Annotated in this window: 15 protein-coding genes; 10 read left to right on the top strand and 5 right to left on the bottom strand. The window is 65.7% G+C overall.

Features of this window, described 5'->3' with window-relative positions:
• Positions 1–24: 24 nt before the first annotated feature.
• Both C451_RS16060 and C451_RS24120 read left to right on the top strand, forming a co-directional pair.
• A complete protein-coding gene (locus tag C451_RS16060) occupies positions 25–990 on the top strand; it encodes a sugar phosphate nucleotidyltransferase (RefSeq protein ID WP_007742187.1) in 966 nt (321 codons plus the stop codon).
• 61 nt (positions 991–1051) lie between these two features.
• Complete coding sequence (locus tag C451_RS24120; RefSeq protein ID WP_275039339.1) at positions 1052–1177, top strand: hypothetical protein; 126 nt, start codon at positions 1052–1054, stop codon at positions 1175–1177.
• Positions 1178–1179: 2 nt separating this feature from the next.
• Here C451_RS24120 and C451_RS16055 read toward each other — a convergent pair whose 3' ends face one another.
• Positions 1180–1887, bottom strand: a complete 708-nt coding sequence (locus C451_RS16055) for a diphthine--ammonia ligase (protein WP_007742186.1) — start codon at positions 1885–1887, stop codon at positions 1180–1182.
• 94 nt (positions 1888–1981) lie between these two features.
• Between C451_RS16055 and C451_RS16050 the strand changes: the two genes are divergently transcribed.
• The 3 genes from C451_RS16050 to C451_RS16040 are packed head-to-tail and all read left to right on the top strand — an operon-like array spanning position 1982 to position 3329.
• Complete coding sequence (locus C451_RS16050; RefSeq protein WP_007742185.1) at positions 1982–2398, top strand: zinc ribbon domain-containing protein; 417 nt, start codon at positions 1982–1984, stop codon at positions 2396–2398.
• A 37-nt stretch (positions 2399–2435) separates the two neighbouring features.
• Positions 2436–2885 carry a DUF5810 domain-containing protein gene (locus C451_RS16045; protein ID WP_007742184.1) on the top strand — a complete coding sequence of 150 codons (450 nt, stop codon included), beginning with the start codon at positions 2436–2438 and terminating at the stop codon, positions 2883–2885.
• A gap of 24 nt (positions 2886–2909) precedes the next feature.
• Positions 2910–3329 (top strand): DUF5809 family protein, encoded by a 420-nt coding sequence (locus C451_RS16040; protein ID WP_007742182.1) that lies wholly within the window; start codon positions 2910–2912, stop codon positions 3327–3329.
• A gap of 9 nt (positions 3330–3338) precedes the next feature.
• Here C451_RS16040 and C451_RS16035 read toward each other — a convergent pair whose 3' ends face one another.
• The 3 genes from C451_RS16035 to dnaK form a co-directional block, all read right to left on the bottom strand.
• Positions 3339–3920 carry a VIT1/CCC1 transporter family protein gene (locus C451_RS16035; protein WP_007742180.1) on the bottom strand — a complete coding sequence of 194 codons (582 nt, stop codon included), beginning with the start codon at positions 3918–3920 and terminating at the stop codon, positions 3339–3341.
• The gene (locus C451_RS16030) at positions 3920–4207 is read right to left on the bottom strand and encodes a DUF211 domain-containing protein (RefSeq protein WP_007742178.1); all 288 of its coding nucleotides are present in this window, start codon (positions 4205–4207) and stop codon (positions 3920–3922) included. The genes C451_RS16035 and C451_RS16030 overlap by 1 nt, the downstream gene beginning before the upstream one ends.
• Before the next feature lie 111 nt (positions 4208–4318).
• Positions 4319–6244, bottom strand: coding sequence for a molecular chaperone DnaK (gene dnaK / locus C451_RS16025; protein ID WP_007742177.1), 1926 nt, complete (start codon positions 6242–6244; stop codon positions 4319–4321).
• Between the two features lie 196 nt (positions 6245–6440).
• Between dnaK and C451_RS16020 the strand changes: the two genes are divergently transcribed.
• Complete coding sequence (locus C451_RS16020) at positions 6441–7148, top strand: YqjF family protein (RefSeq protein ID WP_007742175.1); 708 nt, start codon at positions 6441–6443, stop codon at positions 7146–7148.
• Here the strand turns inward: C451_RS16020 and C451_RS16015 are convergent.
• The gene (locus C451_RS16015) at positions 7138–7761 is read right to left on the bottom strand and encodes a nucleotide exchange factor GrpE (protein ID WP_049913174.1); all 624 of its coding nucleotides are present in this window, start codon (positions 7759–7761) and stop codon (positions 7138–7140) included. The two genes, C451_RS16020 and C451_RS16015, sit on opposite strands and share 11 nt — an antisense overlap.
• 100 nt (positions 7762–7861) lie before the next feature.
• Between C451_RS16015 and C451_RS16010 the strand changes: the two genes are divergently transcribed.
• From C451_RS16010 to C451_RS15995, 4 genes are all read left to right on the top strand, one after another.
• Positions 7862–9199 (top strand): DEAD/DEAH box helicase family protein, encoded by a 1338-nt coding sequence (locus C451_RS16010; RefSeq protein WP_007742173.1) that lies wholly within the window; start codon positions 7862–7864, stop codon positions 9197–9199.
• A gap of 139 nt (positions 9200–9338) precedes the next feature.
• Entirely contained in the window at positions 9339–10910 is a 1572-nt protein-coding gene (locus tag C451_RS16005) for a DUF790 family protein (RefSeq protein ID WP_007742168.1), read from the top strand.
• A gap of 200 nt (positions 10911–11110) precedes the next feature.
• Positions 11111–12427 carry a multicopper oxidase domain-containing protein gene (locus C451_RS16000; RefSeq protein WP_049913173.1) on the top strand — a complete coding sequence of 439 codons (1317 nt, stop codon included), beginning with the start codon at positions 11111–11113 and terminating at the stop codon, positions 12425–12427.
• On the top strand, positions 12424–13626 hold the full coding sequence (locus tag C451_RS15995; RefSeq protein WP_007742166.1) for a ZIP family metal transporter: 1203 nt from the start codon (positions 12424–12426) through the stop codon (positions 13624–13626). The genes C451_RS16000 and C451_RS15995 overlap by 4 nt, the downstream gene beginning before the upstream one ends.
• Positions 13627–13657: the final 31 nt, after the last annotated feature.

Raw genomic sequence — 13657 nt, 5'->3', positions numbered from 1 at the left:
TCCGGCCGCCGAGAGCGAGTTTGCATGGATGCAATCGTACTCGCCGGAGGCTACGCGACGCGTCTCTGGCCGATTACGAAACACCGGCCGAAGATGTTCCTGCCGGTCGGCGGCGTCGACGTCATCGACCGGATTTTCGACGAACTGGAGACCGACGACCGTATCGAGGACGTCTACGTGAGCACGAACGAGCGCTTCGCTCCGGAGTTCGAGCGCCACATCGCGGAGAGCGAGTTCACGAAACCGCGCCTCAGCGTCGAGGAAACCTCCGACGAGGACGAGAAGTTCGGTGTCGTCGGCGCGCTCGCCCAGCTCGTCGAACGCGAAGACATCGACGACGACCTGCTGGTGATCGCCGGCGACAACCTCATCAGCTTCCCGCTCAGCGACTTCATCGACGAGTTCGAATCCCGCGGCGCGCCGACGATCGCGGCCTACGACGTCGGCTCGAAGGAGCGCGCGACCTCCTACGGCCTGGTCGAGCTCGACGGTGATCGAGTGGTGGACTTCCAGGAGAAACCCGACGAACCGAACAGCACCCTCGTCTCGATCGCCTGCTACGCCTTCCCCGCCGAAGCGCTCGCCTTCGAGGAGTACCTCGCGGGCGACAACAACCCCGACGAGCCGGGCTGGTTCGTCCAGTGGCTGCAAGCCACTCGCGCGGTCTACGCCTACACCTTCGACGGTGCGTGGTTCGACATCGGCACGCCCGAGAGCTATCTCGAAACCGTCGCGTGGGCGCTCGACGGCGACGCCGCGATCGACGCCGACGCCACCGTCGAGAACAGCGAGATCGGCAGCGGCGTCCACGTCATGGACGGCGCGGTCGTGCGGAACTCGACGATCGAGCGCTCGGTCGTCTTCCCGAACACCACCGTCGAAGACTGTACGGTACGCGACTCGATTCTCGACGAGGAGGTCGACGTCGCCGGCACCGATCTCACGGGTGCGCTCGTCGGCGCACACACGAAACTGCCCGACGGCGACTGAGCTCGCGGTAACACCCACAGCCGACCGCAGCCCTCTTTTGTACCGCCGCCCTCGCGCGGGTATGGCATCACGTTCGACGAAACTCGTCACGGGTATCGCACTGCTGATCACCGTCTCGTTCGCCGTCCACTACGCGCTGTTCGGATCGCTCCCGGTCGGCAAGCCCGCGCTGCTCGACGGCGAATAAGGTCAGGAGTCGCCGAGCCACGCATCATCGATCCGCAACCGCCCGCGCACACCGTCCCATTCGGTTTCGTAGTCGAGTTGTAGCGGCCGCTCCATCTGCGGACTGTCGGTCACGAGCGTCTCGAACCCGCCACCCTCGCCGAGGAGGTGGACGCCGTACTCGTCGCCGAGCGCTTCGAGTTCGTCGAAGGCCTCGGCATCGAGCGTGCGCCCGAGCCAGGACTCGTCGAGGCCGGCGGCCGCCACGGCGATCACTCGGATCTCGAAGCCAGCGGCGAGCATCGCGTCGGCGAGCGCCCGCGGATCGCGCTGCCAGAGTGGGGCGAACAGGTCGATATCGAGCCGTTCGCACATCGCCTCGATCCGGCTGGTCTGGAACTCGCTCTCGATCGCGCCCGCGACGACGCCCGTGAGTCCGTCGTCCATGTCGGCGTCGAGCTCGCGGAGCGCGCGTTCGAGCGGTTCGAGTTCGGCATCGCCGCGCGCACTCGAGTCGGTTCCGTCGTGACCGCTCGACTCGACTTCGAGTAGCTCGATGCCGATACTCTCGGCGGCCAGCCCAGCGAGCTCGGTCGCCGGGACGTGGTAGAGAAAGGAATCCTCGTCGGGATGGACGGTGACGAGTCGCTCGACGGGCAGTCCGTCGTCGAGCGCGCGATGGAGCGCCCACGCCGAGTCCTTCCCGCCGGAGAACAAGCTCACCCACGCCATGCCAGAGGTATCGTGTCGGCGGCTAAACGCGCTCCGATCCGGGCGGCGTCGTGGACCCGAACGTTCAGGAGCCCGCACGAGCTACGTGGGGGCGATGAACGGACACCGTTCGGGGAAACGCCCGCTGCTCGCCGCCGCGCTGGCGCTTCTCTATCCGGGACTCGGCCATCTCTACCTGCGCGAGTGGCTGCGTGCGCTCACCTGGTTCGGGCTGACGTTCGCGACCGTCGCGATCGCGCTGCCGGCCTCGGCGATCCCCGAGAACGGGGCGGGGTTCAGCCTCGACGCGGTGATGCAGGCGAGCGAGGCGCTCCCGATGGAGGCCGAGATCGCGATCTTCGTCCTCTTCGTGCTCAACACGGTCGACGCCTACCGCATCGCCCGGGGCTCCCGAACCGAGCAATCGACCGCCGCCGACGGCAAGCAGCGTTGCCCGAACTGTGGGCGCGAGACCGACGCCGATCTCGAGTTCTGCCAGTGGTGTACCGAACCGCTCGCGGCCGACGAATGAGCGCGGGATAGAAGCGCGTCGAGGGCCAAGAACCGATATGGGCTATGCCTGTCCCGTCTGTGAGACGCCGCAGGCCGACGCGCGCCACCTCGCCAACCACCTCGCGTTCACCGCGCTGCTCGGCGACGACGACCACGAGTCGTGGCTCGACGAGCACGCACCGGGCTGGGAGCAGTCCGGCGAGGACGAACTCGCCAAGCGAGTCGAGGAGGGCGCTGCCGAGGTCGAGTTCCCCCAGGTTTTCGAAGACACGACCGGTCACGACCATCACCACGACGACGAGCCACGGCCGGGCGAGCTCTTCGATGAGCAACCGACGCGCGGGCCGTCGAACGAAGGGAGTCTCGACGCCGAAACCGCCGCCGCGGTCGAACAGGCGCGCGCGATGACCGAGGACACGGGCGACGAGAGCGAGACGGACGACGGGACTGCAGCGAGCGACGGGAGCAGCGACGACAGCGATGGCGACGCGGACGAAAACGAGTAACCGTCCGCCGGGCGAACCGCTCGTATGCACACGGTTGGACGGTTCGCGCCGAGCACCGAGGAGGCCGCCCGCGAGCGCTACGAGGCGCTCGGCCCGGCGGCTCAAACCGTCGTCCGGGAGGTCGCGACCGCGATGGAGTTCGACAAACCGGAATACGACGAGCGCGTGACGAGCACGGTCGTCGAGCGGGCGCGCAACGCGCTGTTCGCTTCGGAACTCGAGGTTTCGGTCGGCCAGCGTGAGGAATTCGACGACTGGCAGGCAGAGCAGCCCGAGTACGAGATCCACGTCATCGGCAACGAGAACGTCCCTCAGGTCACCTGGCACGCCGCACCCTTTTCGGAACAAGCTGTCGCGGCGACGTTCGCCAACGAGGAACGCGCGGCCGTCGAAACACTGCGTCGGCAGGCGTTCGGTCGGCTCTACCGCGATCTCGTCGAGTAGGATCCCGGGTCAGCCGGGGAGGAAGACGTTGAGAACGGCGACGACGATGCCGGCGAGCCCCATCCGGATGCCAGCGATATACCAGCGCTGGCGGGAGATCGAGGCCATGTACGCCCCGAACGTGAAGAGGACGCCGACGGCCATCGCGACGGAGACGAGCGTCGCCTGCAACAGCGAGAAGACCGTGCCCTCGAACAGGAACGGCACGAGCGGGACGATGAGCCCGAGCAGCGGGCCGAGCCCGCTCATGAGCGCGTTGACGACCTGATTGCTCATCTTGTCGCGCTCGATGCGCGTGTCGCTCAGATCGGCGAGCATCGCCTCCTCGGTCTCCTGGATCTCGGCGCGCATCTCCGCGCGCTCGATCTCCCAGACGCTCCACACTCCGGAGGTGGTGAGACCGACGGCCGCGGCGAGACCGAGGCTGATCACCGTGAGCCCGTCGGGGATGCCCGAGAGATACGCCCCGACGGTGACGCCGACGCCGGTGAGTGCGCCGTCGAACCCGTTCGAAACGAAATAGCGGCGGGCGATCGGGCCCACCATATCGGTGTCGACCCGGTCGGTCAACGACGCTTCGTCGTCGGCCATCAGTCCTGTGCCGTCGGGACGTCTTCGACGATGTACTCGCCGCAGGCGACCTGATCGATCGAGTGGATCCGCGCACCCGTGTCCTCGATCGTCGCGCTCACCGTTTCGAAGTCGATATCCTCGCCCTCGATGGTGAACTTGATGTTGCGGACCTCCTCGTCCATCTCCAGCAGCACGGCGTTGACGCCATCGACGCCATCCAGATCGGCGATCTCGTCGGCGACCGTGAGCATCGTCGGCTCGTGAGGCTTGAGAACGTCGATAACGAGTTGGCGAATGGTGGCCATCCCGCATCCGTACGATGCAGGGCGGTAAGGGTGTGTTGGTATGTCGGTTGCGAACGTGCTAGCCAGTCACGATCGTCGATCCAGTTGGGTCGAACGAACGGCGGGACCGACTTAGGCCGACGACTCGTCTTCGTCTTCGTCGTCGATGTCGACGTCCTCGAAGTCGGCGTCGACGTACTCCTCGTCGTCACCGTCGCCGCCAGCGCCACCCATGTCGCCCATCCCGCCGGGACCGGCACCTGCTGCGCCTGCCCCACCGGCACCGCCCGCACCGCCGGCGGCCTGCTGGGCGGCCTCCTGCTGTTGGTACATCTGCTTGCCGATCTCCTGCAGTTCCGTCGAGAGCTCCTCGGTGGCGTTCTGGAGCTCCTCGGTCGTCGCGTCCTCGTCCTCCAGGACTTCCTCGACGTCCTCGATTGCGTCCTCGATGTCGGCCCGGAGGTCGTCCTCGATTTCCTCTTCGTTCTCTTCGAGGAGCGTGTTCGCGCGCTGGACCGAACTCTCGGCCTCGTTGCGCGCCTCGATGCGCTCGCGGCGCTGCTCGTCCTCCTCGGCGTACTGCTCGGCCTCCTCCTGCATGCGGTCGATCTCGTCGTCCGAGAGCCCCGCACCGCCCTCGATGGTGATCTCCTCGGAGTTGCCCGAGCCCTGATCGTGGGCCTCGACGTTGACGATGCCGTTCTCGTCGATGTTGAACGTCACCTCGATCTGGGGCGTTCCGGCGGGCGCGGGCGGGATGCCCGAGAGCTGGAACTCACCCAGAAGCTCGTTCTCGTCGGCGATCTCGCGCTCGCCCTGGAACACACGCACCTGAACCTGCGTCTGGTTCGCGGCCGCGGTCGTGAACACCTTCGACTCCTCGGTCGGGATCGTCGTGTTCTTGTCGATGAGGCGCTCGAAGAGGCCACCCTTGACCTCGATCCCCAGCGAGAGCGGCGTCACGTCGAGCAGCACGATGTCGTCGACGTCGCCCGCGAGCACGCCACCCTGGATCGCCGCACCGAGGGCGACGGCCTCGTCGGGGTTGACGTTCTTCTGGGGGTCCTGACCGACGATCTCCGAGACCTGTTCCTGGACCTGAGGCATCCGCGTCGACCCGCCGACGAGAATCACCTCGTCGATATCGTCGGCGTCGTAGCCCGCATCGTCGAGCGCCTGCTGGGTCGGGCCCACAGTTCGCTCGATCAGGTCGGAGGTGAGCGACTCGAACGTCGCGCGGGTGAGCTTCTCCTCCAGGTGGACCGGTCCCGAATCCGTCGCCGTGATGAACGGGAGGTTGATCGTCGTCTCTTTTCTGTTGGAGAGCTCGATCTTGGCCTCCTCGGCGGCGTCCTTCAGTCGCTGGAGCGCCTGTCGGTCCTCACGGAGATCGAAGCCGTGCTCGGACTCGAACTCCTCGGCGAGATGGTCGATGATGGCCTCGTCCCAGTCGTCGCCACCGAGATCGTTGTCGCCGTTCGTGGCGACGACCTCGTAGACCCCACCACCGAGATCGAGCACGGAGACATCGAAGGTCCCGCCACCGAGATCGTAGACCATCACGGTCTGGTCGGAGTCGTCGTCGAGCCCGTAGGCCATCGACGCCGCGGTCGGCTCGTTGATGATGCGCTCGACGTCGAAGCCGGCGATCTCGCCGGCGTCCTTCGTCGCCTGGCGCTGACTGTCGGAGAAGTAGGCAGGGACAGTGATCACGGCTTTCTCGATTTCGTCGCCGAGATACTCCTCGGCGTCGCGCTTGATCTTGCCGAGAATGAGCGCCGAGATCTCTTCGGGCGTGTAGTCCTCGCCGTCGATCTCGACGGTGTGGTCCTCGCCGATGAACCGTTTGATCGATTCGACAGTCCGATCGGGGTTCTGGATGGCCTGGTTCTTCGCGGGTTTGCCGACGAGGCGCTCGTCGTCGGTGAACGCCACCACGGAGGGTGTGGTGCGGTCGCCCTCGCCGTTGACGATGATCTCAGGATCGCTGCCTTCCATCACTGCGAACGCCGAGTTCGTCGTCCCGAGGTCGATACCGAGGATCTTGTTGCTCGCCATTGTTGGCCCCAACTATCGCTTTGGGCCGGTTAAAAGTTGCTAGATACGCCGACTCATCCCACCGCGCGCTGGTCTTCCCTGCTGCGGTTTTCGGGCCATCCCCACTGCCGACCCACGGCGTATAAATCGGACCGCAACACGACCGCTCGTCCGCCCCAGCGGAAAGGGCCAAACCGCTCGCCGCCCTCGATCGGGTATGGTCGTCGCGCTCGCGATGGAGTGGCGGGAGCTCCTGTTCGCCAACTGGCCCGTGGATCCCGACGTCGTCTCGGCACATCTCCCCGACGCGCTCGCCGTCGATAGCCACGACGGCAGCGCCTGGCTCTCGATTGTGCCGTTCACCAACGCCGCCGTTCGCCCGCGTCGGCTGCCGAGCCGACTCGGGATCGATCTCCCCGAGCTCAATCTGCGAACCTACGTCACCGTCGACGGCACGCCCAGCGTCTACTTCTTCAGCCTCGACGCCGAGGGACTGCTCGGCGTGATCGGTGCACGCCTCTTTCATTACCTACCATATTACTACGCGCGCATGCGCCACGGAGACGACGGGAACGGCCGCAACCGCTTCGAGAGCCGACGCTTCCATCCCGGAGCCAGACCCGTCAGGTTTCAGGCGAGCTACGAGCCTGCCGGCGAACGGCTCGATCCAACTCCCGATTCGCTGGCGACGTTTCTCACCGAACGCTACCGGTTCTACACCGAAGCGCCGGACGGAAGCGTTCGCTACTCGAACGTGAACCACGATCCCTGGCCGCTGTATCCCGCCGACGTGACGATCGAGGAGAACACGCTGTTTCGCGCGAACGGCTTCGCCGACCCGCCCGGCGAGCCGGTCTGTTACTACAGCCCCGGCGTCGACATCACCGCGTCGCCGAGTCGAGTACGAAAAAACGCTACTCGCTGACGGTGATCTGTGCCGGACGGAGCACCTTCTCACCCATCTCGTAGCCCGGGCGGTAGAGCTCGGCGATCGTGTCTTCGGGCTGGTCGCTGTCGACGCGCAGCATGACCTCGTGGCGCTGCGGATCGACCGCGTCACCGGCCTCGGGTTCGATCGCCGTGACGTTCTCCTCGTCGAGAATTCGGTCGAACTCCTCCAGCGTGCTCTCGACGCCCGGGCGGATGTCCGCGTCTTCGTCCTGCGAGAGCGCCCGCGAGAGGTTGTCGCGGACGTCGAGCAGGCGCTCGACGAGGTCCTCGGTGGCGCGCTCGCGCAGCTTCTCCTGCTGGCGCTCGGTGCGCTGCTTGTAGTTCTGGAAGTCCGCCTGTTTGCGCTTCAGTTTCGATTCGAGCTCGTCGATCTGCTCGTCCCGCTCCTCGACCCGTCGCTCGGCGTCCGCGGCGCGCTCGCGCAGCGTGCGTACCTCCTCCGCGAGCTCCTCGGCCGTCGTGTCCGCGATGCGCGCTTCGAGGTTCTCGAACTCCTCTTCGTCCTCGCTCACGCCGTCGGTGTCCACGTCCTCGTCCACTGGCGCTTCGGCGGCCGACTCGTCGACCCCGACGTCGTTGTCGCTCATGTCCGAACCGAGTCGATACATAGACAAAAGGATTCAGAAAGCCGCTGCGCAGCGGCGAGCGGATGGACAGCGATTAACGACGCGCACCCGTACGGCGGCCGTGGCGGACGTCACGCTCAGCTTCGAGGACGGCACCATCCGTGTCGCGGGTGGTACCGATCTCGATCTCCCCGTCGACCGCGATCCGCGATCGAAGACCGGCCGTGCGCCCGCCGTGCGCTACGCGGCGCTGGTCGCGGCGCTCGACGATCGCGACGTCGACTACGACGACCGCGTTCTCGCCGCGCCGGCGCTCGATGTCTCCTCGGCCTACGAGCTCCGGGAGTACCAGCGGACGGCGCTCGGCGCGTGGCGCGCGAACGACGATCAGGGCTGTCTCGAACTCCCCACGGGCAGCGGCAAGACCGTCATCGGTATCGAAGCCATCGAGGAACTGGGAACCGGGGCGCTGGTCGTCGTCCCAACGATCGATCTCCTGGAGCAGTGGCGGCGCGAGCTCGAGACCGAGTTCGCGGTGCCGATCGGCCAGCTCGGGGGTGGCGAGCAGCGTGTCGAGGCGCTCACCGTCGCGACCTACGATTCGGCGTATCTGCGTGCCGAGGACATCGGCGACCGGTTCGGGCTCGTCGTCTTCGACGAGGTCCACCACCTCGGCGGCGCGGGCTATCGCGACATCGCTCGCCTGCTCGCCGCACCCGCCAGGCTGGGTCTGACGGCGACCTTCGAGCGACCCGACGGGGCACACGAGGTCATCGAGGAGCTCTGTGGCCCGCTCGTCCACCGCATCACGCCCGACGAGCTCGCCGGCGACCACCTGGCGGCCTACGACATCAAGCGCCTCGACGTCGCGCTCTCCGACGAGGAACGGGCGGAGTACGACGAGCATCGCGAGACGTTCACGAACTACCTCGCACAGTCGAATCTCGACATGCGAAGCGGCAGTGACTACCGGAAGCTCGTCATGCGCTCGGGCAACGACCCAGCAGCGCGCGAGGCGCTGCTCGCGAACCAACGTGCTCGCGAGGTGATGATGAACGCCGATGCCAAGGTCGCAACGCTCGCCGATCTGCTCGATCGGCATCGGGAGGATCGAATCATCGTCTTCACAGCGCACAACGATCTGGTCTATCGGCTCTCCGAGCGCTTCCTCCTGCCGGCGATCACGCATCAGACGGGGGCGAACGAGCGCCGCGAAATTCTCGAGAAGTTCCGAAACGGAAGCTACTCGCGGGTCGTCACGGCGAACGTTCTGGACGAAGGCGTCGACGTACCGGACGCGAACGTCGCGATCGTCCTCTCGGGCAGCGGCTCCGAACGGGAGTTCACTCAGCGCCTCGGCCGGGTGTTACGCCCGACCGAGGACGGCGGGCGCGCGCTGCTCTACGAGGTCGTCACCGAAGCGACCGCCGAGGAGCGCGTCGCCGAGCGCCGACATTGATACTGTCGGACGGAACCGATCGGAAACCCGCGAACCGGAACGTCGACCATGCGATTAATTGCCACGAGCCGGCCTTTACGTACTTCGTCAGACAGTATGAGGGCGAGGGCGTTTTGGCCGTCGCGGTTCGAACAGTTCTGTGCTCACGAAGGACCTCCTCCGGGTGTCACGGGCGGGCGGTGGCTATCACCCGCAGTTCACAGTCAGGGAAGATCGCCCGCTCGCGGCACGGGTCATCGGGGTCTATCAGGGACACGTCGGCCGGTCGCGCGCCGATCTCGACGACGCACTCGCGGCTCTCGAAGGGGAGGCCGACGACTTCAAACTCGTTCGCGGGTTCGCCAAACTTCTGGAGCGCGAGGCGACCTTCGAGACGCGCAGCGAACTGGCCCCCGAGCGTGCTCGGGGCGCGGCGTTCGCGGCTGCCGAATCCGTCGGCATCGTGACCGAGGACGACCGCGAGCGCGCGCTGTCGCGGGCCGCAGATCGGTTCGATACCACGTCGGAGACGGTCGCGGAGTCGCTGTACGCCGATCTCGACGAGCGGCAGCGCCTCGTCGACCTCGACGTCCCCTGGAACCCCGAGGAGCTCTGCGCCCAGTACGACCTCTCGCTGGCGCAGACAGCCCTGTTCGACGCGACCGAGCTGCGCGTGCGGAGTTCCGACCCGAAGGCGCTCGTCTCGGCGGTCAAGCGGCTGCGACTGCTCTACGAGATCCGGAAGACGGGCGAGTCGGGAACGGCGCTCTCCGAGCGCGAGGTCCGCGTGACGGGCCCCGACAGCCTCTTTCGCCGCACCAGACGCTACGGCACTCGATTCGCTCGACTGCTCAGAAGTGTCACGAAAGCGGGCGAGTGGGAGCTCACGGCGACGATCGACGACCGCGGCACCGAGCGCGAACTCCGGCTCACGCAGGCCGATCTCCAGCCGCCGGGAACCGAGCCGGTGGTCGAAGTCGACTACGACAGCCGGGTCGAGGCCGACTTCGCCGCACGGTTCGAGGCGCTCGATCTCGACTGGGAGCTCACCCGCGAGCCCGAACCGCTCGAAACCGGCGCACGAGTGATGATCCCCGACTTCGCCTTCGAGTGGCAGCATGGAGTTCCCGCCGACGCGACTGGTGACACGAAAGCAGGGACGACGACTTCCGGTGATTTCCGTGTCTTCTTCGAGATCATGGGGTTCTGGACGCCCGACTACGTCGAAAAGAAACTTGCCCAGATCGAGGAGCTGGAGGACGTCGAGCTCGTCGTCGCGGTCGACGAGTCGCTCGGCGTCGGCGAGGAGCTCGAAGCCCGTGACGCGCGTGCCATCCCGTATTCGGGATCGGTGCGGGTGCGTGACGTCCGCGATGCGCTTCGGGAGTACGAGAATCGTCTGAACGCGGAGAGTGCGGCGGCGCTACCGGACGAACTCGTTCCGGAGGACGAGGTGGTTTCGCTGGCGACGCTTGCTGCCGAGCACGCCGTGAGCGAGAGTGCCATCGAGGGCAAGGAGTTTCCTAAGCACGAACTGGTCGGCCGGACGCTCGTTCGTCCGTCCGTGCTCTCGGCGCTCGACGCCGCTATCGAACCGGGGATGATGTTCTCGACGGTCGAAGATCGGATCGGCGAGGCGGGGATCGACGACGCGAGCGCGGTGCTCTCGCGGCTCGGCTATCGCGTGGAGTGGGAGGGGTTGAGCGGCGGGACGGTGCGCGAGAAGGACTGAACTATTCGTTTCGGTCGTGTCAACACGCTGGGTCGGTCGTTCCGATAGCGCTGTCCCGTTCCCTCGCCGTTGATTAGATAAGGCTAATTCTCTACTTAGACAGAAACAACTAAATGGATGGATAGCACGTGTCCAATCGAAATGGTCGACGAACGATCGGCTGCCCACACTGCGGCGTGGGCGTCACTGCGAGGGGTACCATGCCATCGATGAACGAAGACGACGCGGCGTCGATGACCGAGCAGCTCGAAAATCGACTGGTCGATTCCATCAAGGACCACGAGGGCGTCTCGCGCCGCTCGGTGCTGGGCGGCCTCGCTCTCGCCGGTGGCTCGGCCATCACGGGCATCGGAGCCGCGCAATCGGGGAACGAAAGCGGCGGCAACGCGACCACCGGCCACGATGCCAGCTTCGGCACCCCCGGAAAATACACCGAGAAGAACTTCGACCCACACGGCTATCTCCGGGAGTTCAACACCGGCGACTCGACGAACGAGCGTGACGCGATCTTCGGCAAAAAGGACGATCTGAACGCCGGAGTCTCACAGGAGAACGGACAGACCGTTCGTGAGTTCAACCTCATTGCCGTCCCCCAGGAGATCGAGATCGCACCCGGCGTTACCTTCCCCTCGTGGACGTACAACGGGCAGGTTCCTGCGCCAACGCTCCGCGTCGAGGAGGGGGACCTCATTCGGATCAATTTCACGAATGCGTTCTCCGATATGGCGCACACGATCCATCCACACGTCCAGAACCTCAACCCGGCGATGGACGGGGTGCCACAGAACGGACCCGGGGCGATCAAACCCGGCGAGACGTTCACCTACGAATGGCAGGCCCGGCCCGCCGGCACTCATCTCTACCACTGCCACATGCTCCCGCTGAAGGCGCACATTCACCGGGGCATGTACGGGACGATCGTCATCGACCCGAAACCCGAGAAAGTCCGTGAGAACCCTCGGGACTACATCGATTATCACGGACCGATCACCGACGAGGTGCGTGAGATGGCCGTCGAGCGTGCGAAGAGCCGGAACATGATCTCACACGCCGACTACGTTCCCGACGGCTACGACGATATCGACGAGATGGTGATGATGAACGGCTTCGATACCAACTTCGATGCCGACAACGAAGTCTACGCGGCCAACACCCGCGCGTTCGCCTACGCACCGGCGAAGACCCACAAATACGAGGGCGAGTGGGAAGGCGGCAAGACGAAACACCCCATCGAGATCAAGAAGAACAACCTCCAGCGGGTGCACGTGATTCAGACGCTCGAATACGATTTCATCAACTCGTTCCACACCCACTCACAGTTCTTCGACTACTACGACGCCGGGACGACGCTGTTCCCGAACCGGAGCACCATCGACACCGTGATGATGTGTCAGGCCCAGCGCGGCCTGTTCGAGATCGACTACAGCGACCACCAGCCGGGGCTGTACATGTTCCACGGCCACCAGTCGGAGTTCGCCGAGCAGGGCTGGATGAGTTTCTTCGAGGTGACCGAATGACGGACACACCGAAATCCGACGGCGGCGTTGCACGGCGACAGAAACAGCCCTTCGGCCTTCCACGGTGGGTCATGGGAGTCGTCCCGATCGTGTTGCTCGTGTTGCTCGTCGGCGGGTTCGTGATGACGACACCGCTGGCCGGGCTTCAGACCGGTGAGCCCCTGCCCGACGTGGGAATCAGCCAGACGTCGCTGCCGAACGACCACACGATCCGTCTGCAGGTGACGAACAACGCCCCCGAACCGATAACGATCTCGCAGGTTCGGATCGACGAGGCGAACTGGGGCTTCTCGATGAGCGGGGGTGACAACACGCTCGCCCCGCGCGAAAGCGCCACGATCGACATTCCCTACAACTGGATGGAGGGATACGACTACGACGTGGGGCTGATAGCGGCTGACGGGACGACGTTCCCGGTAACCATCGAAGCGGCCCAGTTGACGACCGGGCTGACCGGACAGGTCGTCGGGACGCTCGCGTTCGTCGGGTTCCTGATCGGCGTCGTCCCCATCGCGCTCGGGATGTTGTGGTTCCCGTTCATGCAGTCGATGAGTGAGAAGTGGCTCAACGCCGTGCTCGCGTTCTCGGCCGGCGTTCTCGGCTTCCTCGTCTTCGACGCCGGATTCGACGTGTTCGAAAGCGCCGGCGACGTGCCATCGGTCTTTTCGGGACCGATGATCGCCGTGCTCGGGATCGCCGGGTCGTGGCTGGTGCTGCAGGCGATCATGGACTGGCGAAACGACGGTGAGGAGTCGCGGCTCTCGATCGCGTACTCGGCAGGGCTTGCGATCGGACTGCACAACCTCGCGGAGGGGCTGGCCATCGGCACCGCGTTCGCCACGGGCCGCTCCGCGCTGGGCGTGTTCCTCATCATCGGGTTCATGATCCACAACGTCTCGGAGGGCCCGGTGGTCGTCGCACCGCTTGCGGACGGCGAACGACCGGCACTGAGACACTTCGTGGCGCTCGGCCTGCTCGCGGGTGCACCCGCCATCCTCGGCGGCTGGATCGGGAGTCTCTCCCAGTCGCCGCTGTTGAGCACGCTGTTCCTCGCGATCGGGATCGGCGCGCTGTTGCAGGTCGTCGTCGACATCGTCGACATGGTCCGTCGTTCGGGATCGATCCGCTCCGCACCGAACATGCTGGGATTCGCCATCGGCCTCGTGTTCATGTACGGGACGAGTCTGATCGCAGGCTGATCCACCATGGCCGAGGATATACTGTCGGACG

The sequence above is a fragment of the Halococcus thailandensis JCM 13552 genome, assembly GCF_000336715.1.
Classification (GTDB): Archaea; Halobacteriota; Halobacteria; order Halobacteriales; family Halococcaceae; genus Halococcus; species Halococcus thailandensis.
This window is presented reverse-complemented; position numbering and strand designations above follow the sequence as displayed.